This window comes from Staphylococcus arlettae (assembly GCF_025560845.1).
Classification (GTDB): Bacteria; Bacillota; Bacilli; order Staphylococcales; family Staphylococcaceae; genus Staphylococcus; species Staphylococcus arlettae.
Map to the genome: position 1 here is coordinate 424,541 of NZ_CP094803.1, position 26,683 is coordinate 451,223.

Annotated in this window: 21 protein-coding genes and 1 pseudogene; 14 read left to right on the top strand and 8 right to left on the bottom strand. The window is 33.9% G+C overall.

The window, feature by feature from the left end:
- Positions 1-7: 7 nt before the first annotated feature.
- The 3 genes from MUA37_RS01925 to MUA37_RS01935 form a co-directional block, all read right to left on the bottom strand.
- A protein-coding gene (locus tag MUA37_RS01925) for an IS3 family transposase (RefSeq protein ID WP_262624783.1) occupies positions 8-1,149 on the bottom strand; the annotation gives its coding sequence in 2 pieces (ribosomal slippage) (positions 8-879 and positions 879-1,149; 1,143 coding nt in all).
- Between the two features lie 197 nt (positions 1,150-1,346).
- A complete protein-coding gene (locus tag MUA37_RS01930) occupies positions 1,347-1,553 on the bottom strand; it encodes a hypothetical protein (protein WP_002508801.1) in 207 nt (68 codons plus the stop codon).
- A 118-nt stretch (positions 1,554-1,671) separates the two neighbouring features.
- Entirely contained in the window at positions 1,672-3,093 is a 1,422-nt protein-coding gene (locus tag MUA37_RS01935; RefSeq protein WP_262624784.1) for an SLC13 family permease, read from the bottom strand.
- Between the two features lie 185 nt (positions 3,094-3,278).
- Here MUA37_RS01935 and MUA37_RS01940 point away from each other — a divergent pair, with 185 nt between their 5' ends.
- The 3 genes from MUA37_RS01940 (at position 3,279) to MUA37_RS01950 (ending at position 6,411) form a co-directional block, all read left to right on the top strand.
- Positions 3,279-4,475, top strand: a complete 1,197-nt coding sequence (locus MUA37_RS01940) for a DUF819 family protein (RefSeq protein WP_142019355.1) — start codon at positions 3,279-3,281, stop codon at positions 4,473-4,475.
- 33 nt (positions 4,476-4,508) lie between these two features.
- The gene (locus MUA37_RS01945; RefSeq protein ID WP_142019356.1) at positions 4,509-5,069 is read left to right on the top strand and encodes a sugar O-acetyltransferase; all 561 of its coding nucleotides are present in this window, start codon (positions 4,509-4,511) and stop codon (positions 5,067-5,069) included.
- Between the two features lie 325 nt (positions 5,070-5,394).
- A complete protein-coding gene (locus MUA37_RS01950; protein WP_142019357.1) occupies positions 5,395-6,411 on the top strand; it encodes a PTS sugar transporter subunit IIC in 1,017 nt (338 codons plus the stop codon).
- 171 nt (positions 6,412-6,582) lie between these two features.
- Here MUA37_RS01950 and MUA37_RS01955 read toward each other — a convergent pair whose 3' ends face one another.
- Positions 6,583-7,368, bottom strand: a complete 786-nt coding sequence (locus tag MUA37_RS01955) for a putative hydro-lyase (RefSeq protein WP_142019358.1) — start codon at positions 7,366-7,368, stop codon at positions 6,583-6,585.
- A 183-nt stretch (positions 7,369-7,551) separates the two neighbouring features.
- On the opposite strand from MUA37_RS01955, the gene MUA37_RS01960 reads away from it, so the two are divergent.
- Positions 7,552-8,007 (top strand): DUF4064 domain-containing protein, encoded by a 456-nt coding sequence (locus MUA37_RS01960; RefSeq protein WP_103388538.1) that lies wholly within the window; start codon positions 7,552-7,554, stop codon positions 8,005-8,007.
- Between the two features lie 61 nt (positions 8,008-8,068).
- On the opposite strand, the gene MUA37_RS01965 is transcribed toward MUA37_RS01960, so the two are convergent.
- Positions 8,069-9,139: an acyltransferase family protein gene (locus MUA37_RS01965; protein WP_142019359.1), complete on the bottom strand. Its 1,071-nt coding sequence runs from the start codon at positions 9,137-9,139 to the stop codon at positions 8,069-8,071.
- 339 nt (positions 9,140-9,478) lie between these two features.
- Between MUA37_RS01965 and pruA the strand changes: the two genes are divergently transcribed.
- Positions 9,479-11,023 carry an L-glutamate gamma-semialdehyde dehydrogenase gene (gene pruA / locus MUA37_RS01970; protein WP_002508792.1) on the top strand — a complete coding sequence of 515 codons (1,545 nt, stop codon included), beginning with the start codon at positions 9,479-9,481 and terminating at the stop codon, positions 11,021-11,023.
- Between the two features lie 73 nt (positions 11,024-11,096).
- On the opposite strand, the gene MUA37_RS01975 is transcribed toward pruA, so the two are convergent.
- Positions 11,097-11,651, bottom strand: coding sequence for a TetR/AcrR family transcriptional regulator (locus tag MUA37_RS01975; protein WP_119521761.1), 555 nt, complete (start codon positions 11,649-11,651; stop codon positions 11,097-11,099).
- A gap of 148 nt (positions 11,652-11,799) precedes the next feature.
- On the opposite strand from MUA37_RS01975, the gene MUA37_RS01980 reads away from it, so the two are divergent.
- The 3 genes from MUA37_RS01980 (at position 11,800) to MUA37_RS01990 (ending at position 17,400) form a co-directional block, all read left to right on the top strand.
- Entirely contained in the window at positions 11,800-14,295 is a 2,496-nt protein-coding gene (locus MUA37_RS01980) for an MMPL family transporter (protein ID WP_232198651.1), read from the top strand.
- 296 nt (positions 14,296-14,591) lie between these two features.
- The gene (locus MUA37_RS01985; RefSeq protein WP_021459431.1) at positions 14,592-15,944 is read left to right on the top strand and encodes an IS1182 family transposase; all 1,353 of its coding nucleotides are present in this window, start codon (positions 14,592-14,594) and stop codon (positions 15,942-15,944) included.
- 280 nt (positions 15,945-16,224) lie between these two features.
- The gene (locus tag MUA37_RS01990) at positions 16,225-17,400 is read left to right on the top strand and encodes a M20 family metallopeptidase (protein WP_002510761.1); all 1,176 of its coding nucleotides are present in this window, start codon (positions 16,225-16,227) and stop codon (positions 17,398-17,400) included.
- A gap of 177 nt (positions 17,401-17,577) precedes the next feature.
- Here the strand turns inward: MUA37_RS01990 and MUA37_RS01995 are convergent, their stop codons facing one another.
- Complete coding sequence (locus tag MUA37_RS01995; protein ID WP_021459596.1) at positions 17,578-18,033, bottom strand: MarR family winged helix-turn-helix transcriptional regulator; 456 nt, start codon at positions 18,031-18,033, stop codon at positions 17,578-17,580.
- Positions 18,034-18,176: 143 nt separating this feature from the next.
- Between MUA37_RS01995 and MUA37_RS02000 the strand changes: the two are divergent.
- The 4 genes and pseudogenes from MUA37_RS02000 (at position 18,177) to MUA37_RS02015 (ending at position 22,711) form a co-directional block, all read left to right on the top strand.
- Positions 18,177-19,817, top strand: a pseudogene (locus MUA37_RS02000) (alpha-keto acid decarboxylase family protein).
- 157 nt (positions 19,818-19,974) lie between these two features.
- Positions 19,975-20,448, top strand: coding sequence for a hypothetical protein (locus MUA37_RS02005; protein ID WP_002509709.1), 474 nt, complete (start codon positions 19,975-19,977; stop codon positions 20,446-20,448).
- A gap of 113 nt (positions 20,449-20,561) precedes the next feature.
- A complete protein-coding gene (locus MUA37_RS02010) occupies positions 20,562-22,010 on the top strand; it encodes an MFS transporter (RefSeq protein WP_107374027.1) in 1,449 nt (482 codons plus the stop codon).
- A 167-nt stretch (positions 22,011-22,177) separates the two neighbouring features.
- Entirely contained in the window at positions 22,178-22,711 is a 534-nt protein-coding gene (locus MUA37_RS02015) for a methylated-DNA--[protein]-cysteine S-methyltransferase (protein ID WP_002509707.1), read from the top strand.
- 112 nt (positions 22,712-22,823) lie between these two features.
- Here the strand turns inward: MUA37_RS02015 and MUA37_RS02020 are convergent, their stop codons facing one another.
- Positions 22,824-23,993: a hydroxymethylglutaryl-CoA synthase gene (locus MUA37_RS02020; RefSeq protein ID WP_002509706.1), complete on the bottom strand. Its 1,170-nt coding sequence runs from the start codon at positions 23,991-23,993 to the stop codon at positions 22,824-22,826.
- A gap of 102 nt (positions 23,994-24,095) precedes the next feature.
- On the opposite strand from MUA37_RS02020, the gene MUA37_RS02025 reads away from it, so the two are divergent.
- Both MUA37_RS02025 and MUA37_RS02030 read left to right on the top strand, forming a co-directional pair.
- A complete protein-coding gene (locus MUA37_RS02025) occupies positions 24,096-25,247 on the top strand; it encodes a thiolase family protein (protein ID WP_142019362.1) in 1,152 nt (383 codons plus the stop codon).
- A gap of 3 nt (positions 25,248-25,250) precedes the next feature.
- A complete protein-coding gene (locus MUA37_RS02030; RefSeq protein ID WP_142019363.1) occupies positions 25,251-26,528 on the top strand; it encodes a hydroxymethylglutaryl-CoA reductase, degradative in 1,278 nt (425 codons plus the stop codon).
- Positions 26,529-26,683 lie beyond the last annotated feature (155 nt).

The window sequence follows — 26,683 nt, forward strand, 5'->3', positions numbered from 1 at the left end:
CTATGTTCTAGGCTGCTAATTCCCTATATTTTCTAGGGGATAAGTAGCCTATTTTTTGTTGAATTCGATTATTATTATAGTTTTTAATGTAATTTTCGACAATATCTATTACAATTTGGTTAGAGCTATTGAGCTCATTGTTTATGTAGAAAGTTTCACACTTTAGCGAGGAATGGAAACTTTCTATCGGGGCGTTATCAGCTGGTGTTCCCTTTCGGGACATACTTCTGATAATGCCTTTTTCTTCGCATAATTGATAGTAAGCATAGGATGTATAAACACTGCCTTGGTCACTATGTAGTATGCAATTCTCAGGTATATCTATTTGATTCAATGTATCATTTACTAAGCTTTGACCCTGTTTGTTATCTATTTTATACGCCACAATTTCTCCGTTATAAACATCCATAATTGAAGATAAATACAACATAGAGTTACCGAAAGGTAAATAAGTAATATCAGTTGTTAATACTTCCATTGGTTGGTTAGCTTTAAACTGTCTTTGTAATAAATTATCTGTTTTATAATAAGGTTCACCAATTTTTTTAGATTTTTTAGGTCTAACTCGGCAGTTCAGATTATACTCTCGCATGATTCTCTGAACTCTTTTATGATTAATTGACGCTGAATACAATTGATTAATCAATGCTGTAATTTTGCGATAACCGTAGGTGAATTTATTTTCTTCACATAATTCAATAACCTTTTGAGTCACTTTATCTTTTTCATTGTCCTTATGTTTCCATCTATAGTATGTCGATTGAGGTATTTCTAAAACATCGAGTATCATTTTGATTGAATACTTATGCTTGAATTGATCAACTAATTCTACAATTACTTTGGATACCACTTCCTTTCTAACTCCTTGTACTTTTTTAAAATATCTATTTCAATATCTTTTTTCTTATTATCTAACTTTAATTGTTCTACTTCTGATAATTCTTTCACGCCTTTGCCGTAAGTATATTGCTTGCCTCTTTGTTGATAAAATCTATAAGTTTCACCATTTCGATACCATCGCCACCAAGTTTTTACCTGTGTGCTATTTTTGATATTTAATGCTTCCATAATTTCTTTTACAGTATATCCAGCTTCTTTCATTTCAATCGTTTTATATTTTGTTTCTATTGAATAAGACATTATTTTCATAGAAAAAACACCTCCGTATGATTCATTTTAAATGAATTCAACGAAAGTGTTTTTATTTTATTCCCACTAATTGGGGTCAGTTCAACAATCACCTAAGGCTTGTGTATTTATAGTTATTTAGTATGTGCAAATGATTGAAGTAATTGAACATGGCTACCATTACTTCAAGTACTGGATAGAGATTACATATAAACTAGTTAAAAGAAATCTGCAGGTTTGAAGTCTTCGAAATTGAGGTTTTTGAGTGAATCAAAATTAATGTTCTCGACATTCTGTAACACTTCGCCGTTTTTAACTTGGTTATAGTAATTTGAAGCTTCCGCGGGCACATTATAATCTTGGAACGTTTTTACTACACCCAATATGAGTAAGACAGCAATGGCACCTTTAATTAATGTTTTCATAATTAGCGACTCCTTTTAGTAGTTTATAATGCTATTGTACATTTGATTTATGTTAATTACATGCGTCCTTAGTATAAAAGTGAAATCATACCTTAGCATGATACTGTAACATATGTCATTACAAACCAAAAGCAATTGGTAACCAGAAATAAACAAATAACGAAATGATAATAATCGTAAATATATTTAAAATGAAACCGGCTTTAATCATATCTTTCATGTCTAATTCATCGGAACTAAAGACTGCTGCATTCGGTGGTGTTGATATAGGTAACATGAATGCACAAGTAGAAGATAAAGCGACAACACCCATAATGAAAAATGGATCCTGATTAATGGCTGCTGCTAATCCTATACTAATAGGCATAAGCATATTAGATACAGCTGTATTAGACATGACTTCTGTTAAGAATAAAATACCTGTAGTTAACACAATAACGATAAGGATAAGCGGTAGTGGTTCTACAATTCCTAATATACCTCCAAACCATTTGGTAAGTCCTGAATCTTCAAATGCAGCAGCTAACGATAAGCCACCGCCAAATAATAGTAAAATACCCCATGATAATTTAGACATATCTTTCCATACGAGTAATCCACCTTTATCAGCACGTGCAGGAATTAAAAAAAGTAAAACTGCCCCAATCATTGCAATTACTGTATCAGATAAATGTAGTGATGCAGGTAAGGCACTGCTTGAAATCCACAGTACACTGACGATTAAAAAGACTAAACCTGTTAATTTTTCTTCGTAAGACATTGGACCTAAGTTATGTAGCTCTTTTTTAGCAAAATCAGAAGAAACTTGATCAGCATCATCGATTTTGAACAGCCATTTAGTCAGTAATAAGTAAAGGACAATTAATAAAATTATAGTAATAGGTAATGCAAAGAGCATCCACTGTGCGAATGATACTGAGCGATCTAAGCTTGAAGCGGCAACGGCAGCAAATACTGCATTCGGCACTGAACCGATTAAAGTAGCAAGCCCACCTATTGAAGCAGAGTAAGCCACAGTTAATAGTAAAGCTTTAGAAAATTTATGTGCCGATTCTGGTGAGAGAAATTTTGCTGTTTTAATTTCTTCTATTAACGCTAAAGCAATGGGTAACATCATAAGTGCAGTAGCAGCATTTGAAATCCACATTGAAATAAATGCTGTCGCAATCATCGTGCCTAGAATTACATGGTTACTGCTGGATCCCATCATAGAAATAATTGTCATAGCAATACGCCGGTGTAAGTTCCACTTCTCTATAGCTAAAGCAATTATGAATCCGCCCATATACATAAATACGATCGGATCTGCATAAGCATTGGCAGCAACTTGTTCATTGGTACCACCTGTTAACGGTAATAGAATTAATGGCATTAATGAGGTTGCTGGAATGGGAATTGCTTCTGTAATCCACCACGTAGCTACGAAAACTGTTACAGCTAGGACAGCGCGTGGCGCATGGTCCAAACCTGTAATACTCGGAATAAATAAAATGATTAAAAATAGTAATGGGCCGAGAAATAACCCAATTCTTTGTTTCATAACAATCCACCCCTTTGAATGTTAAAAAGATATTGTTAAGAATATCAATTTAAATTTAGTTACACAATAATGTAACGGTAATATAAAGTAAAAATTCTGAAAATTATTGATAAAACATTATATCTTAGTAATAATAAGCAGTAATAAATTATAGATTGAGTATGGGAGAAGAGGGGGAGAATATCATGTATGTGGGGACAGTGATTGCAAAAGATGACACATGGTTACTATGGGCGATAATTATTTTATGGGCAACCGTAAGTTTAGTATTAGAACAACGTTATCGATGGGCAAGTACTATTTCAGGTGCAATTATTGCGCTAGTAGGGGCTATGGCTTTATCCAATTTTAAAATTATACCAACAGCATCACCGGTTTATGATACTGTGTGGGATTATGTAGTACCACTATCTATTCCATTATTGTTATTTAATTCTAATATTATAAAAATATGGAAAGAAAGCAGACGTTTATTAGTAATATTTTTAATTGCTTCAGTAGGTACTATGATAGGAACGGTGGTTGGATTTATTGTGTTACAACAATGGATTCCATATTTAGCGAAAATAGGTGCAATGATGACTGGTAGCTATATTGGTGGCGGGGTTAATTTTGCAGCACTTAGTGCTAAACTTAATACACCTGAAGAGATGATTTCTGCTACAGTAGTAGCTGATAATAGTGTAATGGCATTGTACTTTTTATTGTTAATTGCGATACCAGCATTACCTATCATTAAACGTCATTATCATACAGATTATGCAACTACTGACAACGAACAGGAACAACAAAATTATTGGCAACCTAAAAAAATTCAACTTTTAGATATTGCTTTATCAATTACTTGCGCGATTTTATTAGTTGCAGGTAGTTTTAAATTATCTGAAGTACTACAAGCATGGTTACCTAACAATAATTTAATATGGAATATTGTAGTATCGTTTTTTGGTGATCCTTATTTATTGTTAACAACGTTTACGCTGTTAGTCGTCGTAATTTGGGGAGACTTTTTTGAGCGTTTGGCCGGTGCTTCAGAAATTGGAACATTTTTTATTTATATATTCTTCGTTGTTATAGGTATTCCAGCTTCATTTGTTACAATTATAAGCATAGCACCATTACTATTTATCTTTGTCATTATTATATTGATATTTAATCTTGGCTTGAGCTTAGTTATAGGTAAATGGTGCAATTTTAAAATAGAAGAAATTTTATTAGCTAGTAATGCTACTGCAGGTGGACCAACAACAGCAGCAGCGTTAGCAATAGGCAAACGATGGACTAATTTAGTTGGCCCTATCCTAATAATTGGAACACTAGGGTACGTAATAGGTAACTATGCGGGCACACTAATTTATCGATTATTATTATTTTTAAGCTAACAACAGCTTGCAAATTAAGGGAGTGCAATTTTGATGAATGAAAAAGAAAAAATGCTAGCCGGGGAATGGTATGATGCTAATTTTAATGAAGAATTAGCACAAGAAAGACTGGATGCGAAAGATTTATGTCATATGTTGAACCAAGTTAAGCCTAGTGCATTAGAACAACGTCAAGCTATCTTAACGCAACTATTAAACTATGAACCACAGCAAGCAGAACTGCTAAGTCCTTTCATGGTCGATTATGGTTATAATATCAAATTAGGGCAAAATGTTTTTGTGAATCACGATTGTTACTTTATGGATTGTGCAACTATTAATATTGGAGATAACACGTTTATCGGACCTAAATGTGGTCTTTATACGGCGAATCATCCATTAGAAGCGACTAAACGTAATGCAGGTCTAGAACAGGCCTTACCAATTACAATAGGTCCGAATGTATGGTTGGGTGCGAATGTAGTCGTGCTGCCAGGTGTTACTATTGGAGAAGGCAGTGTTATTAGTGCAGGCAGTGTCGTGACCAAAGATATCCCGGCTCAGTCACTAGCTATGGGTACACCAGCAAAAGTAATGAAAGATATTACTACATAAGGCTAGGTTTATTTCATATTAAATTAAAATAGAGCAACATCACAATACCAACACTAACTGAGTATGGCCAACTGCTATGCCAAAGTTAACGTTGGTATTTTGTTTGCTGTGATTTAACACTGTATATTCTTTAAGTTGATTCTTGTTAGTGGGAAAGTTGTGTCATATTTTGATATAAATTTAATAAATATTATAAAATGTTCCGCGGAGCTTATTACTAAATAAATAAAATTGTTCGGAATATATTAAAAAAATATGTTAAAATGATTATTCGTGACAATATAAAAATAATTAGTTATTTAAGAAAAAGAGAGGAAAGAAGTACATGGATATTCTGATAGGGACTATATTTTTAGTAATAGTATTAGCATTGTTTACGCTATTTACATATAAAGCGCCTAGTGGTATGAAAGCAATGAGTGCTTTGGCAAATGCTGCTATCGCTACATTTTTAGTAGAGGCTTTCCATAAATATGTAGGTGGAGATTTATTAGGTATTAAATTTTTGGGGGAATTAGGTGACGCTGCTGGTGGCTTAGGTGGTGTAGCTGCAGCTGGCTTAGTGGCTTTAGCTATCGGTGTGTCTCCAGTTTATGCTTTAGCTATTGCTGTATCATGTGGTGGTTTGGATCTTATACCTGGTTTCGTTGCAGGTTACGTCGTAGGCTATGTAATGAAATATGCTGAAAAAAGAGTACCGGATGGTGTTGATTTAATTGTAGGTATTTTATTAATAGCACCATTAGCACGCTTATTAGCGACAGGTGTTACTCCGTTAGTAAATAACTCACTTATGAAGATTGGTGACATTATTCAAAATTCTATGGATGTAAATCCAATTGTAATGGGTCTGATATTGGGCGGTATAATTACAGTTGTAGGTACAGCACCATTGAGTTCTATGGCACTTACAGCACTTTTAGGAATGACAGGCTTACCTATGGCTATTGCTGCAATGGTATCATTTGGCTCATCATTTATTAATGGTACTATGTTCCATAAATTAAACTTAGGTGATCGTAAGTCTAAGATTGCGGTATGTATTGAGCCGTTATCACAAGCAGATGTAGTTTCTGCCAATCCGGTACCGATTTATACGGCTAACTTTATTGGTGGCGCACTTGGGGGAGCAGTTATTGCATCGTCTGGTATGATTAATGATGCTACTGGTACCGCAACACCATTAGCAGGATTTTTAGTGATGTTTGGTTTTAATGATCCGATTACAATTCTTATTTATGGAGCCATTTTAGGTGTGATTGGACTCATTGTAGGATATGTCGCATCTAAAATATTTAAAAACTATCCAATTATTACGAAACAAGAATTAGAAAACAGATAGCGAATAAAATAATAAAGCATTTGGGACTAATGAATGTTCCAAATGCTTTATTTTTGTTGTGGGTATTATAATTTTAAATGAAAGTTATAATAATTAAACCGATGTTAAATTTTTGGAGTTATGTGAACAGCTAATTTCAGTAATAACTAACTGGCAGTTGCTTGATTGCTTTTATTGTGACATTTCACTATCACGAATATCTGTAATAAACATATGACCAGGTGAATGAGTAATCATAAGTGGAGGTTTAGCGTTAAGTGCTACAGATTGTGGTGTGACACCACATCCCCAAAAGACTGGCACTTCGTTAGCATTTATCGTCACAGCTTCACCGAAATCAGGTTTATTAATATTTTTAATGCCAATAGCTTCCGGGTTGCCGAGGTGAAGCGGTGTACCGTGAACATCTTTAAAACGAGTAGTGATTTCTGTTGCTTTAAGTGCATGAGCCACTGTCATTGGACGCATGCTGACTGTTGTAGGACCTGTAAATATCCCACTAGCTGCGGTTGGAATATTTGTAATATACATTGGGACATTATGTTGCTCTTCAATGTGTCGGATTGGAATGTTAGCTTCAAGCAAGGCATGCTCGAATGTGAAACTACAACCGATTAAAAAACTTACTAAGTCATTATTATATAAATGTGTAATATCTGTAGGTGTTTCTACTAGTTCGCCGTCTTTATAAACACGATATTCAGCTACATCAGTACGAATATCAGCAGACTTAGCAAAGTATGGAAAAGAAGTGGAGCCAACTTCTGAGACATCAAGTAATGGACAAGTCTTAGGATTTCTAAAACAAAATTTTAAAAAATCATAGGCATAAGCGGAAGGTAAAATGACCACGTTAGCTTGTACATAACCTTTAGCTAAACCACTAGTATGTCCATCGAGCATACCATGTCGAATGTAATGACGTAATTGTTCTGGTGATGCGTTTTGTATATTCATAATAAATCCCCCTTGTAATTATAATCTTATTCTAGCAGAAATATTTAATTATTAGTTTTGAACAAATACTAAAGTTACTTGAAAATAACTCGAATAATAAAATCAGTCTAAAGTTCTTTTGCCTTGTGCAACATAAAAAATGTATAATTATGTGTAAGAAATTGGTTTGAGGGAGGGACAATCATGAAACGAACAACAGAAAAAATATTAACTTGGGTAGGAATCTTATTGCAATTTGTAGTTATTGCGGCGTCTGCGCTAGCATTACCATTTCTCAATGATGCAAGTATTAAACAGAAAGTGCTACCACTAATAGCAACTGCGAATAACAATCAAAACATTGCACAATTTACTGGTCAATTATCACCTAGTACGTTATTTGATTATATGAAGCAAGGCGCATTAATTATATTAGCTATTTGTGTAGTATGTTGTATTATAGCGATGATAAGTGTCACAATGATGGGAAAACTAGCGAAATTTACAGGCATTCTGTTGATTTTAATTGCACTTATTAACGTCTTAACAGTTAATGTTGTTTCATCATTATTATGGTTTATTGCAGGCATTATGTTACTGTCACGTCGAAGTACTACGAAGCAACGAAAAAAACGCAAGCAACAAAAACGTAAAGCTTGAATATACATAAAGAGAGCGCCGACATATCCTTACTACTAAGGAATGTCGGCGCTTTATTATGTTAATCAACTTTACCGTGTTTGTAACTTTCATATACTTTTTCGTATTTAATGTGACCAATTCCACCTATAATATATTTACCCCATTTAAATTGATTGATTAAATAGGCTAAACAAATAGCTACTGTTACCGTAATAATAAAGGTGAAAACGATATTACGAATGGCACTATCTTCTCTTAATAACCCTAATTGATTAACAAAGAAGTAATGTAGTAAGTAAATACAGAATGAATAATTACTTATAAAAATAATGAATTTTGGAACGTATTTAAAATACGCTGAGAATAAAAAGAATAACAAAATAATCATCGTTACATAAATTGGGATATCAAAACGTTTTGACTCTACCCATGTGCTAACACCTGAGACATAATTGAAAATTAAAAAGGCTGTACTTAGCAAAGTACCTAACAAAATGAGCCAAGTATATTTTTTAATATTAGCCATCAGTTTTTCATAATATATACCAGTATAAAAACCTAAAATAAAGTAACTCAACCAACCTAAGAATAACATCCAACCTTCACGATCCCAGAACCAAGCTAACATTGGCGATTCTGGTTGTGGAATAAACTGTCTAATGCCCCAATAAACTGTAGCAAATAGTACTGAAAAAATAATCATTAAGATAGGATTACGATTGACTAGATACTTTGAAAATAGAAAATGCAAAATATAGAATTGCAGAATGATAACAATGAAATAAGTAACTGCTGCTCCGTGAAACATTGTTGATTCTAGAAAACCTAAAAAGTCAGTAAAAGTTTTTGGCTTAAAATAAAAATAAGAGATTCCTATATTTATACAAACATAAGGAATGCCAAGAAATAATAACTTATCTTTGAAAAAGCCCTTTTTAATTGAAGTATGATAATTTTTTGCTAGTAAAAATTCAGAAATAAACACAAATAAGGGTGTGCTAAACATTAATAATAATTGTATGACTCGGATTAAGGTACCTTTTCCTATATTATCACTTTGAATAAACGTGGTTGTTATAGCATGTATTAAAACAATACTCAAACATGCTAGGGCACGCATCCAAAAAATAACCGAGGTATAAGTTTTCATGTGAACAACAAAACCTTTCACTTCGTATTTTATGTATTTTAAATAAATGACGTGAATTTAATTAATCGAATAGACAGCTTAACATATGAATTTTAATTACAATATGAATACAACGTAAAAAAATATTAATTTTCGATTACACTGAAGTAAATAGCATATTAATTTACCAAACAGAATAAACTTGCAACCCTCGATTGAATTAAATTGTAAGCTTAATATTAATTTTAAAATAAATTGTTGGAAGCGATTGCAATTCTACTCTTGAATCGCTAGAATATAACTAATAAATGGATTTTTCCATTTTAGTTTTCTATTTACAAACGATATGGAGGTAGAAAAATGGTAGTTAATTATCACAATGAACCAGGTATTGATTTTACAAATCAACAAAATGTTGAGTCTTTCAAGGAAACATTAAAGAAAGTGAAAGGTGAATTAAACCAAAAAATTCCATTAGTAATTAATGGGGAAAAGATTTACACAGATGATACGTATCAATCAGTTAATCCAGCAAAAACAACTGAAATTATTGCAGAAGTGTCAAAAGCAACACAAAAAGAAGTAGATAAAGCTTTTGATACTGCAAATGAAGCGTATGAATCTTGGAGAAAATGGTCTCACAGAGATCGTGCTGAGTTTTTACTACGTGTTTCTGCAATTATTCGTAGACGTAAAGAAGAAATTTCAGCAGTTATGGTTTATGAAGCTGGCAAACCTTGGGACGAAGCAGTTGGTGATGCAGCAGAAGGTATCGACTTCATTGAATATTATGCAAGATCAATGATGGAACTCGCTGATGGTAAACCCGTATTAGATAGGGAAGGCGAGCACAATAAATATTTCTATAAACCAATTGGTACAGGTGTGACAATTCCACCATGGAACTTCCCGTTTGCTATAATGGCAGGTACGACATTAGCACCAGTAGTTGCTGGTAACACTGTGTTACTTAAACCTGCTGAAGATACGCCATTAACAGCTTATAAATTAATTGAAATTTTAGAAGAAGCTGGTTTACCAAAAGGTGTAGTTAACTTTGTACCTGGTGATCCGAAAGAAATTGGTGATTACCTTGTAGATAGTAAACATACACACTTCGTGACGTTTACTGGTTCAAGAGCGACTGGTACTCGTATTTTTGAACGTGCTGCAAAAGTACAAGAAGGACAAAATTTCTTAAAACGCGTTATCGCTGAAATGGGTGGTAAAGATGCGATTATTGTAGATAATGAGATTGATACAGATTTAGCTGCCGAAGCAATTGTTTCTTCAGCTTTTGGCTTTTCAGGTCAAAAATGTTCTGCATGTTCAAGAGCTATTGTCCATAAGGATGTATATGATGAAGTGTTGGAAAAAGCAGTTAAACTCACTAAAGATTTAACTGTGGGTAATACAGAAAACAATACGTATATGGGTCCTGTAATTAACCAAAAACAATTTGATAAAATTAAAAACTATATAGAAATTGGAAGTAAAGAAGGCAATTTAGAACAAGGTGGCGGTACTGATGACAGTACAGGTTACTTTGTAGAACCAACAATTATCTCAGGACTAAAATCACAAGACCAAATAATGCAAGAAGAGATTTTTGGCCCAGTTGTTGGATTCGTTAAAGGTTCAAACTTCGATGAGCTATTAACAATTGCTAATGATACAGACTACGGTTTAACAGGTGCGGTTATTACAAATAATCGTGAAAATTGGCAAAAAGCAGTACGTGACTATGATGTAGGTAACTTATATTTAAATCGTGGTTGTACAGCTGCAGTAGTAGGATATCATCCATTTGGTGGATTTAAAATGTCTGGTACAGATGCCAAAACTGGTAGTCCAGATTACATGTTAAATTTCTTAGAACAAAAAGTTGTTTCAGAAATGTTTTAATTTAATGTTTTAATTTAAAAAAGTCCCGTTGCACTTTGCATGTAACGGGGCTTTTTATGTTAGAAATGCCAACTTAATCATCCTGAACTTTGATATTAATAAGTGTATGATAAATTTTGTCTAATTCATGTGGTGACAAATCCATATTGTAATCATTTTTCCAAGACATAATACCATGCAATGTAGAACCGTAAATGTAAAAAATGAGTTCGCTCGGTATTTTATCATCAACAGTTATACGGTGTTCATGTTTTTTAATATCATTCTGCAAAACCGTAATGAAATGATTTACTAAAGTTTCTTCAAGCTCTCGATCATTTTCTTGTTTACGTGAAATGCGCTCTAAAAATTCTACGTTGGTGAATGATTCAAACATAGTCGAAAAAGGTTTATTAATACGATCGCTAATGTCAGCTGAGAAAAAGCCATTCGTTAAGTCAGTGACTAAATAAATTAATAAATCGTATTTATCATAGAAGTGTTTATAAAATGTGGTACGATGGACTAACGCGTCTTCGCATATTTGATTAACAGTAATTCCAGAAAATTCCTTTTTATCTAAAAGTGTAAAAAGGCTTTGTGATAATGCGCGTTTCGTTTTTATAACACGTAAATCAGAATGATTCATTCTACAATCCTCCTGTTTTTGTAGTTTAAATATACATATAATAATTATTATTTCTTTAAAATTGGGGGGATTACTAGTAGTATAGTACTGTAAATAATCTACACTATATATTTAGACTATAACGTTGATTAAATAAGGAGGCAATAGCTTGGCAAAATTTTTATATAAAATAGGTTCATTTATGGCCAAAAATAAATGGTGGGCGCTTATAGGATGGTTGGTTGTGTTAGCAGCAATTATCATACCTTTAACATTTAATGCACCTAAATTTGATAATGATATTACAATGAATGGACTTCAATCATTAGATACTAACGATAAGATTGAAGAAGAATTCGATCAAGATAGTGAAAAAGCACAAATTCGTGCGGTCATTAAATCAGATACAGATGATGGTATTGTTAAACAAGATGTCATGAAAGATGTCCAAAGTACGTTAGATGATATTAAAGACGGTGACAAGGACATTAAAAATGTAGCTGATCCATATGAAAGTAAACAAATAAGTAAAGATAAAACGACATTATTTGCTGATATCAATTATGATATTAGTGCGACTTCTATTACAGATGACAATAAAGATAACGTACTAGATAAAGTAAACGACTTAGAAGATAAACATAATGTTCAAGTAGAATTAATGGGTTCAGGTATGGAATCTACTGAAATAGGTGGTAGTTCCGAACTTATAGGTATTATTGTGGCATTTGTAGTATTACTTATTACATTTGGTTCATTTATAGCTGCTGGTATGCCTATTATTAGTGCACTTATCGGTTTAGGTTCTGGCGTTGGTATTATCTCGTTATTAACTTATGCCTTTGACATACCTAACGTGACTTTAACTTTAGCAGTTATGATAGGTTTAGCAGTTGGTATAGATTATGCGTTATTTATACTCTTTAGATACCGACAAATTATGAAAACAGAAACCGATCATATTAAAGCTATAGGTTTAGCTGTAGGTACAGCAGGAAGTGCAGTTGTCTTTGCCGGTATTACAGTAATTATTGCTGTGTGTGGTTTAGCACTTGTAGGCATCGATTTCTTAGCAGTTATGGGTTATGCTTCAGCAATTAGTGTATTGGTAGCTGTTATCAGTGCATTAACATTATTACCAGCTATAATTAGTATTTTCCATAAACAAATTCAGCCTAAACAAGCTAAATCTGAATTTGCCAACGATGTTGAGACACCATGGTCAAAATTTGTTGTTGGTAAGCCGTTAGCAGCAGTTTTAATAGGTCTTATTATTTTAGTATTAGCATCAGTACCAGTTAAAGATATGCGTCTAGGTATACCTGATGATGGTATGAAACCAGCAGATACTACGCAGAAAAAAGCCTATGATATTATTTCAGATAAATTTGGCGAAGGATTTAATGGTCAAATTGCAATGCTCGTCAATGTCAAAGATAAAAAAGATAATCCACAAGAATTACAAAAAGATTTACAAGACATGTCCAAAGATATTAATGATATGGATAATGTTGATATGACAACACCACCACAACTAAGTGATAGTAAAGATTATGCACTAGTTGCAGTAATTCCAGAAAAAGGGCCAAATGCTCAATCTACAAATGATTTAGTACATGATTTAAGAGATTATAAAGATGATGCACAAGATAAATATGACTTTAAAACTGAAGTATCAGGTCAAAGTGTAATCAATATTGACATGTCTCAAAAACTAAATGAAGCTATTCCATTATTTGCTGGAGTAATTGTAGCACTTGCCTTCATTCTATTAATGGTTGTGTTCCGTTCGATTATTATTCCATTAAAAGCAGTATTAGGATTTGTGTTATCCTTAACAGCAACACTTGGTTTTACGACATTAATTATGCAAGAAGGCTTCTTGTCTAATATATTTGGTATAGATACTACAGGACCATTACTAGCATTCTTACCAGTTATAGCGATAGGATTACTATTTGGACTTGCAATGGACTATGAAGTATTCTTAATGTCTCGTATTCATGAAGAATATAGTAAAACACGCAATAATGAACATTCTATTAAGGTTGGTATTAAAGAAAGTGGACCTGTTGTAGTAGCCGCTGCGCTAATCATGTTCAGTGTATTCATTGCTTTCGTTTTCCAAGATGATGTCATGATTAAATCTATGGGAATTGCACTAGGATTTGGTGTATTATTTGATGCATTTGTTGTCCGTTTATTATTGGTTCCAGCATTGACGCAATTATTTGGTAAAGCTTCTTGGTATATGCCAAGTTGGTTGAACCGTATATTACCTAATGTTGATATTGAAGGACATGCATTACAAGAGCATAAACAATCAGCATCAACGTCAAATAGTACTGAAACTTATAATAGAAGTTTCCATATAGCTGGACATCAACAATCCGTTTCGGCTAATGCTAGTAATACGATTCACGTGGATAATTCAACAAAAGAACTTTATAATAATATAGCTCAACAAACACAGAACTCACATTTCTTATATGAAGCGCTAAAACAATATCAATCACAACAAACAACTACTGCAAATGTTAAGCAACCAGATCCAAACAACACTTCTGATGAAGCGTTGTTGCAATTATTACAACAACAAAGTGATAATATTAAACAACTTAATGAAATCATCGAGCAAGTGATTGAACAGCAAAATAGAAAATAATAAAATAGCAACAATTGTGGTTACTTTCTTTCAGTTACGTCACGGTTAATTGTAATCACATACTGCTTTAATGAAATAAGGCGTGAATTTAAGGCTGGAACAATTATGTTCCAGCCTCAGACTGTCGACAAAGTCTCCGACTTTGTTGGCAGTTTTTTTATGCACGCTTTCCGCGGGCACTGCCTTAGCCTGTAGTCTTCGGCTAGTGATATTCCCGCAGGAGTCGGCATAAATTACTGCCAATATTACACAAAAACATTATAATATATGTAAATTAAACAGTGGTGGTGTTTATTATGTTGAATAAATCAATTGATAAAAGAGATCAATATGAAATGATTTCTATCTCTGAATTAGTCCCTAATAATCATTTATTACGTAAAGTCGATGCGATATTAGATTTAAATTTTGTGTATGAACTTGTCGAAGACAAATATTGCCTTGATAATGGTAGACCATCTATAGATCCTGTTATTTTAGTAAAAATATTACTCATACAAAGGTTGTTTGGCATTAAATCAATGAGACAAACAATTAAAGAAATAGAAACAAATGTAGCTTACCGTTGGTATTTAGGATATAGCTTTTTAGATAAAGTACCTCATTACGGAACTTTTAGTAAGAACTATACACGTCGTTTTCATGATACAGATTTATTTGAACAAATATTTGAGAAAATACTAGAAATAGCTATCAAAAATAACTTAATAGATCACTCATCTTTATTCATTGATTCTACACATATTAAAGCAAATGCAAATAAGAATAAATACATCAAAAAAATTGTAAAAAAAGATACACTTCACTTCCAAGAAGAATTGGATAATGAAATAAATGAACAAAGGCGAGCACAAGGAAAAAAGCCAATAAAAAATAAAAGCAAGGAGGAATATAAAACCAAAAAAGTAAGTACGACTGATCCAGAAGCTGGGTACTACGTTAAAGGTGAACGAGAAAAGCAATTTGCTTATAGTTTACACGCATGTGTAGATAAAAATGGTTATATTATTGATAAGCACGTGACACCTGGTAATATTCACGACAGTACACAACTCAAACCAATGATTGAAAGATTGGAAACCAAGCAGATGTTGCCTATCACATTAGCAATTGATTCAGGTTATAAAACACCTTTTAATGCACACTTTTTGCTTGAAAAAGCAATTGTACCAGCAATGCCATATACGAGACCTAAAGGAAAACCTGGTTTTTTCAGAACAAAAGATTTCATCTACGATGAACATTATGATACTTATATTTGTCCTAATGATGAAACTTTACTATATAAAAGAACAATGCCAACAGGACACAGATTATATGTATCAGATGCTTCAATATGTCGAGACTGTCCACTACTAAATAAATGTACTGAAAGTAAAGATGCCATAAAACAAATTAGAAGACATGTTTGGCAAGATGATTTAGATATAGTTGAAGATTTAAGGTTTGTGGATACAATTAAAAAACAATATAAAATGCGAAGTCAAACAATAGAGAGAAAATTTGGCGATGCAAAAGAACAGCATGGTATGAGATGGACGAGATATAGAGGACATGACAAAGTTTCCATGGATACCACGCTAATTTGTGCTGCCATGAATCTTAAAAAAATCGCAATGTGGCTAATAAAAGGCCCAGTAATGGTCTGAAAGACCACTGCAATTTTGAAAAAAACTATAAAAAAAGAAAATAAATAAACCCTTCGCATTAACTTGCGAAGGGTTTGTCCACGTTCTGAGGCTGGAACAATTATGTTCCAGCCTTAAATCGTTTATTAAAGACTAATAGTTAAAGGTCAGCGTGTGAGCTAATCGTTATTAGGAAATATAATACTAGAGGATATAAAGTAAATCTCTGCAATCTATCATGTTTTAATTTATAGTTAATAGTGTATAAAGTAATTAAATTCATTGATAGGGGTAACATAATATGGTAAATCAATTAGTACAAAAATTAAGAGAAAAAGAAGACAAGATGATTGAAATTCGTCGATATTTACACCAACATCCAGAATTATCTTTTAAAGAAGAAGCTACACCAAAGTATATTGAAGAATTTTATGAAGGTAAAGATTGTACGGTAGAAACCAATGTAGGACCCAAAGGCTTAAAAGTGACAATTGATAGTGGTAAGCCAGGTAAAACATTAGCTATAAGAGCTGATTTTGATGCTTTGCCAATTCAAGAGGACACAGGGCTATCATTTAGTTCGAAAAATGAAGGCGTTATGCATGCTTGTGGTCATGATGCACATACTGCATACATGCTTATTTTAGCTGATACGTTAATTGAATTAAAAGATCAATTTACAGGTAAAGTAATTGTCATTCATCAACCTGCTGAAGAAGTACCTCCAGGTGGAGCGCAAGCGATGATTAAAGATGGTGTATTAGATGGCGTTGATCATGTACTCGGAGTTCATGTGATGAGCCATATGCCAGCTGGAAAAGTACTATATGGTAGTGGCAATGTACAAACAGGGAGAGATATCTTCAAATTAAAAATTACGGGTAGCGGTGGCCATGGATCGTCACCTCATACAGCAAATGATAGTATCGTGGCAGGGGCATATTTTGTCAATTCGGTACAAACTGTTGTTTCACGTAGATTAAATCCTTTTGAAACAGGCGTTGTTACGATTGGTTCCTTTGACGGTAAAGGTCAATTTAATGTCATTAAAGAAAGTGTAGAATTAGAAGGTGATGTGCGTGCGTTAACAGATGATACGAAACATACGATTCAAAAAGAAGTTAAGCGTTTAGTTCATGGTCTTGAAGAAACATTTGGTGTAACTTGTGAACTAGAATATACAGACGATTATCCAGCACTATATAATGATCCAGATTTTACAGACTATGTAGTGACAACGTTACAAAACGCGGAATTACCCGATATAGAAGCCGTTGAAGCATGCGAACCACAACCGCCTTCTGAAGATTTTGCATATTATGCTAAAGAGCTTCCTAGTACGTTTATTTATGCAGGTGCGGCACCAGATGATGGTAAAATTTATCCGCATCATCATCCGAAATTTAACATTAATGAAAAGTCATTATTAGTTGCAGCTGAAGCAGTGGGCACAGTAGTATTAGATTATTTAAAATAAATATAACTAAAAGAGACTAGGACGAATATTGATTCGTCCTAGTCTCTTTTTACATTGGCAGTAGCTGACTGCATTGAAAATGCGCTTCAAACCAAGCTTTTTTCAACGCTAGTCATCCTTGCCGGGGTGGGACGACGAAATCATTTTTTCAAAATCAGATTTCTGTCCCACTCCCTTTTAAGTGTGACCATCTCGATCAATTAAAGGTTTAATATCTTGAAAACCTTCACGATATTCGGCTAGTTTGCCCATAATATCGTACCAATCGTTACCATATTGATCAAAAACTTCTTGCATTAATTTATTTTGGGCGCTATTCAATTTTGTAACTAGTTCGGCACCAGTATCAGTAACAAATAGTTGCTTAACACGTCTATCATCTGGTGCAGGTTGTTCATAAATTAAGTCTTTTGCTTTTAAAGTTTTTAAAGTACTATGCGAACCTTGTTTAGAAATTTCTAATACTTTCAATAATTGTTTTGTTGTAATTCCTGGTAATTTATTGATAAAAAAAAGAAAACGGTGGTGCTGACGGTTCATACCTGATTGTTCAATAATTTCATCAGCAGCATTTATAAAAGTTTTATAAGCGAAATAAAAAAGCATGTGTTCATAATCGCTATTCTTTGTCATAAGCATACGTCCTTTATTAGCAAGTGTTTTCTCATTATAGTAAAAATACCGATAGTCGTCATTATTAAGTCAATATAGTTGACCTTTTTGGTAGAGGTGCATATGATAGATGTTGTAAGGACTATGTAAAGGTGGAATGAATTATGAAAATGCGAGTAGGACAATATTTGATTGATGCACTATACAACGCAGGTGTCGAGGAGATATTTGGAGTTCCTGGAGATTTTAACTTAACATTTCTAGATGACGTTATTGACCATGAACATGTGTCTTGGATTGGCAATACCAATGAATTAAATGCTAGTTATGCAGCAGATGGCTATGCCCGTATTAATGGTTTAGGAGCTTTGATTACCACGTTTGGCGTCGGTGAATTGAGTGCAATTAACGGTATAGCAGGTGCTTTTGCAGAACGAGTACCAGTAATTGCAATAACAGGAGCACCTACAACATCAGTAGAACAAGCGCGAAAATTTGTTCATCATTCTCTTGGAGAGGGGAATTTCGACGATTATCGTAAAATGTTTGAACCTATTACTACTGCACAAGGGTACATTACGTCGGAGAATGCAACTTCAGAAATACCACGTTTAATACAAGCAGCGGTCAATAATAAAAGACCTGTGCACATACATTTACCAATTGATGTTGCAGCAACAGAAATCGATATTAAAGAGTCATTTCAATTACTGCCGATGGAAAATGCTGTAGATAATGAATTGGTAGCGGCAATTGAACGTCAATTACAAAACGCTAAACAACCAGTAATTATTACTGGACATGAAATTAATAGTTTTGGTTTGCAGTCAGAAATGGAAGACTTCGTCAAAACAACTGGTATACCAGTTGTGCAGCTATCTTTAGGGAAAGGGGCTTTTAATGAGGAAAGTGATTATTATTTAGGTATTTATGATGGCAGTGTAGCTAAAGATAATATTAGAGATTACGTAGATCAAAGTGATGCTATTTTAAATATTGGTGCAAAGATTACTGATTCGGCATCTGCTGGTTTCTCTTATCAATTTGATATTGACGATGTAATAATGTTAAATCATCATAATATTAAAATAAATACAGAACAACGTACAGATTTAACATTACCTGCTATTATCACTAGTTTACAAAAGGTTAAGTATCGTCATAATCCAACAGTGTCGAAGCGGAGAGATACTAATATACAGGTAGATACAACTAACAAAGAACCATTAACTTAAGCCACTTACTTTGCTATGATGCAAACATTTTTACAGCCAAATGATGTTGTCATTGCTGAACAAGGTACATCATTTTTTGGTGCTTATGATCTATGGCTCCATGCTAATAATAAGTTTATAGGACAACCTTTATGGGGATCTATTGGTTACACCTTACCAGCAACATTAGGATCACAAATAGCAGATACGAAGCGAAGAAATATTTTGTTAATTGGGGACGGCTCGCTACAACTAACTGTGCAAGCTTTATCGACAATGATCCGTTATCATTTAAAACCAATTATTTTTGTTATTAATAACGATGGTTATACAGTAGAGCGGATGATTCATGGAGAAAATGCACTATACAATGATATTCATATGTGGGACTACAAAGCTTTACCTCAAGTATTTGGAGGTACAGATGTTGCACTTCACGAGGTGAATACACCACAAGAGTTACAACGTACTTTTGATGTTATTACTGCAAATTCAAACCAAATGCATTTTGTAGAAGTGAAAATGCACAGAGATGATGCACCAGAGAAATTACGTAGCATCAGTAAGGTATTTGCACAACAAAATAAATAATGATAAAAACAGCAACTAACAATGTGTTAATCTCACATAGTTAGTTGCTGTTTTTATATTAAATATAGTACACTGTGTCCAATATAAAAAGTTGAATTTTTATAAATGTTATTGCACTATATAATTAACATTAAAGTTGTTATAAGGGGGATTTTTTATGAAAGGTAATAAAAAGATTGCAGAGTTGTTAGAACTTTACGATAAAAAACTAAGTAAATTGTTTAAATATAATAAGAAAAAGGCGATGTCTTTTGATAAAGATAGTAGATTGCAATTACAAGAAAAATATGGAATTTATGTTATTTTTAATGCCCATAAAAAGCCAGTTTTTGTAGGACAAGCAGGAGGATATTTAAATAATCATCAACGTGCTAAAAAAGATTTATGTGATAAGTTAGGTCAATATAATTTAAAGTCTGATGCTGGAACTTTAAGGTTTAAAAGAGCATATGCACTAGATAATGATTTAGTTGTAGATGATGCAAAAGCTATAAAAGCTGAAGATTATAATTTAAAAGTACAATACATTGAAGTCAAAGAAAATCCAGCACTAATCAATATTTTAGAAACATTAGCATTAGAATATGCAAAAGAAAAAGATTTTAAATTATATAATTTTTATAACAAATAAAATTTGTTTTTTGGACAAGTATATCGAAGTAGTATATACTAAAAAGACTGAATTTTCAAAAAATATTTCCGGAAATTAATAATAGTTCAGGTCTAAACATTGGGGGATGTATCATGACTGTAAACGAAAGTAATGCAACCAGAACAAACCAAAAGATTTCAGGTCGTCAACTTATCATAGCCATTATGTTATCTATCTTAACGTATTGGTTATTTGCACAAGCGTTTTTAAATATAGGGCCAAATGTTCAAAAAACATATCCGGTCAGTCCGAATATCATTAATATCTCAATAAGTTTAACATCGTTTGTTACAGGCGTATTTATGGTTGTTGGGGGTAATATTTCTGACAGAGTGGGCAAGGTGAAAATGACACGTGTGGCATTGATCTTAAGTATTATAGGCTCGATTGCCATTATTATTACAGGCAATGCTGTATTATTACTGCTAGGTAGAGCGCTACAAGGTCTATCAGCTGCTATTATCATGCCGACAACTATTGCGATGATAAATGATTATTTTGAAGGAGAAGAACGACAAAAGGCTTTAAGTTATTGGTCTATTGGTTCTTTCGGTGGTACTGGTCTAGCTTCATTTTTCGCAGGTGCCATTGCAACATTTACTTCTTGGCAAATGATTTTTGTCATGTCTATTATAGGTGCAATTATAGCACTGTTTTTGATTAAATCTTTACCAGAACAGCACAAAGAAAAGCAACAAAACACACCTTTTGATTATGTAGGGTTAGTGATTTTTGTACTTATGATTGGCAGTATAAGCTTTGTAATTACGCAAGGTAATAAAATTGGATGGTCAAACATTATTACTATTATTTTAGCAGCAACGTTTGTCATAAGTATTGTTATTTTTATTGCTGTTGAAAAGCGTAAAGCGATTCCTTTTATGGATTTAACATTGTTTAAAAATCGTTCATATGTAGGTGCGGTAGTTTCTAACTGTTTATTGAATACAGGGGTTGGTGTGATTGCGTTAATTAATATTTATGCACAGGCAGGTCATGGCTTAAGTGGTTTTAGCGCAGGATTAATTACGTTACCTTATTTGATTGCTTTACTGTTAGTAGTACGACTTGGTGAAAAGAGTATTAAAAAATTCGGTGCTAAAAGGGCTATGGTGTTCGGTCCTATCTGTACTGGTTTTGGTGTGTTATTGATGTCTATTACGTTTATAGATTCGACATTTTATATTATTTTGACATTGATTGCGACAATTTTCTTTGGTGCAGGGACAGGCTTTTTTGCTACGCCTGCGCTTAGTACCGCAGTTTCAACAACAGCATCCGAAAAAATTGGTGTGGCGTCAGGTATTTTTAAAATGGGGTCAACACTAGGTGGTGCATTTGGTATTGCAATTATTACGTCAATTTATACTGGATTAAGTGTAGCAGGATATAGTGTACATTTAGCAGCAAGTGTAAGTTTCATTGTAGGCACGTGTTTGATTGGCAGTGCAATAGTTGTTAGTACTTTGGTGCTACCTAACACAGGTAGAGAACATAACAAGAATTCTAGCTATACAACTAACGAAGAACCTGTAAAGTAAGTTGAACATTGAGTCATTAAGTGAAGTGTTTCGGCTAGATGGGTATCATGAATGTATATAACGAGGAATCTTACTGTCCTTTGAATTTCATAATATTTATAGTTAGCTTTGTATTTTACTTGAAAACCAAAAAGCATTACTATAAAAGTGAATAAGGAGGTCACACTATGCAATATAAAATGAATTATTCCTCACCAGTTGGCGTATTAACGATAACAACCGATGGTACTCATATTACAGGGTTATGGTTTGATAATCAGTCTGACTATGAACGTAAGTTAAATGACAAAGTCGTTGCACAGGAACAACCCATTTTTCAGCAAGTACGTACATGGTTAGATCACTATTTTCAAGGTGATAATCCTACCATTGATTTCCCTTTGAAACCAACTGGCACCGCATTTCGCGAGCAAGTGTGGGAGATTTTAACTACAATTCCTTCAGGTGAAACAATGACGTATGGTGAAATTGCAGACAAAATAGCAAGCGTGAAAGGGAAAGATAAAATGTCAGCACAAGCAGTTGGTGGTGCGGTAGGTAGTAATCCTATTAGTATTTTAATCCCATGTCACCGTGTAGTTGGTGCTGATGGTAGTCTAACTGGTTATGGTGGCGGCATAGATAAAAAGATTAAGTTATTGGAAATAGAAACTGTAGAAATGGCACCATTATATCGTCCGAAGCATAGTACGAAACCTTAAATTATAAACAATATGAAAAAACACGCCCTTCGCTTAAGGACGTGTTTTTTATTGAATAAATAGTAAGACTGAAATAAAATAATGGATATAATGTTATTCAGTGATTTTAACGTTAATTTAAGGTATTATAATGACGGATGTTGTCATTGATTTCATTCAGGTAGAAAATCGCATTTTGTTCATCGGCTAATTCAATGTCATGGTTGAATTCTAAGTTATCAAAACGGGCGAAATAACTTTCATAATCTGCTACTGATAGTTCTGTACGATTATTTAAAAGTGCTTTATGGCCATCAATGTTTAATGCATCTTGGTAACCAGCAACAAGTGTGCCACTGAAAAATTCACCGACTGAGCCAGAACCATAACTGAATAAGCCAATAGATTGACCAGCCTCAAAAGTACGAGTTTCTAATAATGAAATTAAGCTTAAATAAAGAGAACCAGTATAAATATTACCTACATAACGATTGTAATATGTAGCTGCTTCATAGCCTTCAGTTAGACGTTCTTTTGTTTCATCACTGATTTCATCTGTTAAAATTGAATCCAGTGCTTTTTTACCCATTTTAGTAAATGGAACATGGAAACATAATGAAGCGAAGTCAGCTAATGTTTTATTGGTACGTTTAGCATACTCTGTCCAGCTTTGTTGGAATGAACGAATATAAGCATCTTTTGATAATGCACCGTCAACTAATGGATAACTATGACCTGTTGGTCTCCAAAAGTCATAAACATCTTCAGTATATGCAACTGCATCATCATTGAATGCAAGAATACGTGGGTTATGTGTAATCATCATTGCTACAGCGCCAGCACCTTGTGTTGGCTCACCACCAGAATTTAAACCATAACGTGCAGTATCACTTGCGATTACGAGCACTTTTTCGTTAGGACGGTTAGCAAGATAGTCCTTAGCTAATTGAATAGCTGGAGTTGCAGCGTAACAAGCTTCTTTCATTTCAAAACATCGTGCAAATGGTTGGATACCTAATAAATTATGGATTTGTACAGCTGAGGCTTTTGCAGAGTCAATTGCAGATTCTGTAGCTACGATAACCATACTGATTTGTTTTTTATCCTCTTCAGTTACTATGTTTTTCGCAGCATTTGCGCCCATAGAAACAATATCTTGGCTGACAGGACTAACTGACATTTCAGTTTGGCCTATACCAATCAAAAATTTGTTTGGTTCAACATTGCGTGCTTCAGCAAGTTTAGCCATATCTACATAAAATTTTGGAACATAAAAATCGATTTGGTCTATACCGATCGTCATTGCGTATCGACACCTTTCTTTTTATAAATAAGCAATTGTATCATACCAAAATAAAGTAATGAAATACAAACATTTAAAAGAATATAGAAACGGAGAATTTATATGAAAAAGATAGCAATTGTAAGTGCAAAACGAACACCAATTGGAAGATTCAGAGGGAAATTAAGTAATTATTCAGCTGTAGAGCTTGGTACGAAAGCTTTAAGTGCAGCATTACAAGCGATTAATTTAAAGCCAGAAGCAATAGAACAAGTTATATTTGGTAATGTCTTACAGAGCGGTAACGGTCAAAATCCTGCTCGTCAAATCGGCATTAATGCAGGGATTCCCAATACTACGCCTGGTATGACAATAAATGAAGTCTGTGGTTCTGGTTTGAAGTCAATAATCTTAGGTAAACAATTGATTCAACTAGGTGAAGCGAAAGTAGTTGCAGTTGGTGGTGTTGAAAGCATGACTAATGCACCTAAGTTATTATTAAATGAAGACGAAAAACCAGTTGATAGTTTTATGTATGATGGATTAACAGATGCATTTGATCAAGTACCTATGGGTGTTACTGCTGAAAATATTGCCCAAAAATATAATATAACGCGAGAGCAGCAAGATGAATTTGCCAATGCTTCTCAACTTAAAGCACATGCAGCTACTACAAACGGGAAATTTGATAATGAAATCGTTCCGTTGAAAGATGTAGAGGGCGAATGGATGATTACAGACGAAGGTATTAGAGGCAATAGTAGTGTAGAAAAATTGAGCACGTTAAAGACGATATTTAAAGAAGATGGTACGGTAACTGGTGGTAATGCTTCAAGTATCAACGATGGAGCTTCTGCAATTATTTTAATGGAAGAGACATATGCTAAAGAGCAAGGTTACGAAATTTTAGGTGTCTTAGGCGAACATGCTGAAGTAGGCTGTGACCCACGTTATATGGGATATGCACCTTATTATGCTGTTGAACAATTATTAGAAAAAAGTAATAAGTCCATTACAGACATTGATATTGTTGAAATGACTGAAGCTTTTGCGGCGCAAAGTATACCAGTACAACAAAATTTAAATATTACAGATGACCAATTAAATGTATATGGCGGTGCAATAGCGCTAGGTCATCCTATTGGTGCCAGTGGTACACGATTAGTCACAACATTAGTCAATATATTAGCACAAGAACAAAAACAAACAGGTGTAGCAACAGCGTGTATCGGTGGCGGCCTAGGTATCGCATTATTAGTTGAGAAAGGACAATAAGCTATGAGTGTATTAGATAAATCATTTAGACATTTATCGAGAGCAGATAAATTAGATATGTTAGCGAATCAAGGCTATTTATCACTTGAAAACAAGGAGTTATTACTCAATCATCCACTGATTCAAGAAGATATAGCCAATAGTTTGATTGAAAATGTTATTGGACAAGGTGCGCTACCTGTTGGAGTCTTGCCACATATTAAAGTGGATCAAGTTGATTATGCAGTACCTATGATGGTAGAAGAACCTTCAGTTGTGGCTGCAGCAAGTTATGGCGCTAAATTAGTCAATAAAACAGGCGGCTTTAATGTGGTGTCGAGTGAACGCTTAATGATTGGTCAAATCGTATTTGATGGTGTAGAAGATACAGAAGCTCTTGCCATGACTATCCAATCTCATGAAACACAAATTAAACGTATTGCTGACGAAGTGTATCCATCGATTATTAAACGTGGCGGTGGTTATCGCCGCATTGAAATTGATACATTTCCTGCAGAGCAGTTGTTATCGTTAAAGGTCTTTGTTGATACTCAAGATGCGATGGGAGCTAATATGTTAAATACAATATTAGAAGGTATTACTGCTTATTTGACGAGTGAAATTGATAACAGTGATGTGCTTATGAGTATTTTATCCAATCATGCCACGGCATCTGTAGTAAAAGTAACAGGTGAAATTGATGTTGCAGACTTAGCTAAAGGTGATTTTGATGGTCCAACAGTCGCTCATCGTATGGCGCGAGCATCTACGTTAGCTCAAGTAGATATTCATCGTGCTGCAACACACAATAAAGGTGTAATGAATGGAATCCACGCGGTAGTCCTAGCCACTGGTAATGATACACGTGGCGCAGAAGCAAGTGCACATGCATACGCGAGCAAAGATGGTCACTATAAAGGGCTTGCAACTTGGGACTATGATAGTTCTCGTAATAGATTGATCGGCACAATAGAAGTACCAATGACATTAGCAACGGTTGGTGGTGGTACCAATGTCTTGCCTATAGCAAAGGCATCATTAGATATATTAAATGTACAATCAGCGCGCGAATTAGGTCATGTAGTAGCTGCTGTTGGTTTAGCGCAAAACTTTTCTGCGTGCAGAGCGCTTGTATCAGAAGGAATTCAACAAGGGCATATGAGTTTGCAGTATAAATCACTAGCCATCGTTGTAGGTGCACAAGGTGACGAAATTGCCTATGTTGCCGATGCTTTAAAACAGGCACCTCAAGCTAATGCAGCAGTAGCAGAAGAAATTTTGCACACTTATAGAACACAATAAAATAATTAGCATATGAGCTTTAATAACGCATAATTTTAGTATGTTAGTGAAATAAGTATTCACAACAGCTGAAATTATGCGTTTTTGTTAGTTACTAGTACGATAATTCATTGTCCACGAATCATTTGTGTTGAATAGCGAGTTGCGAATAGTCT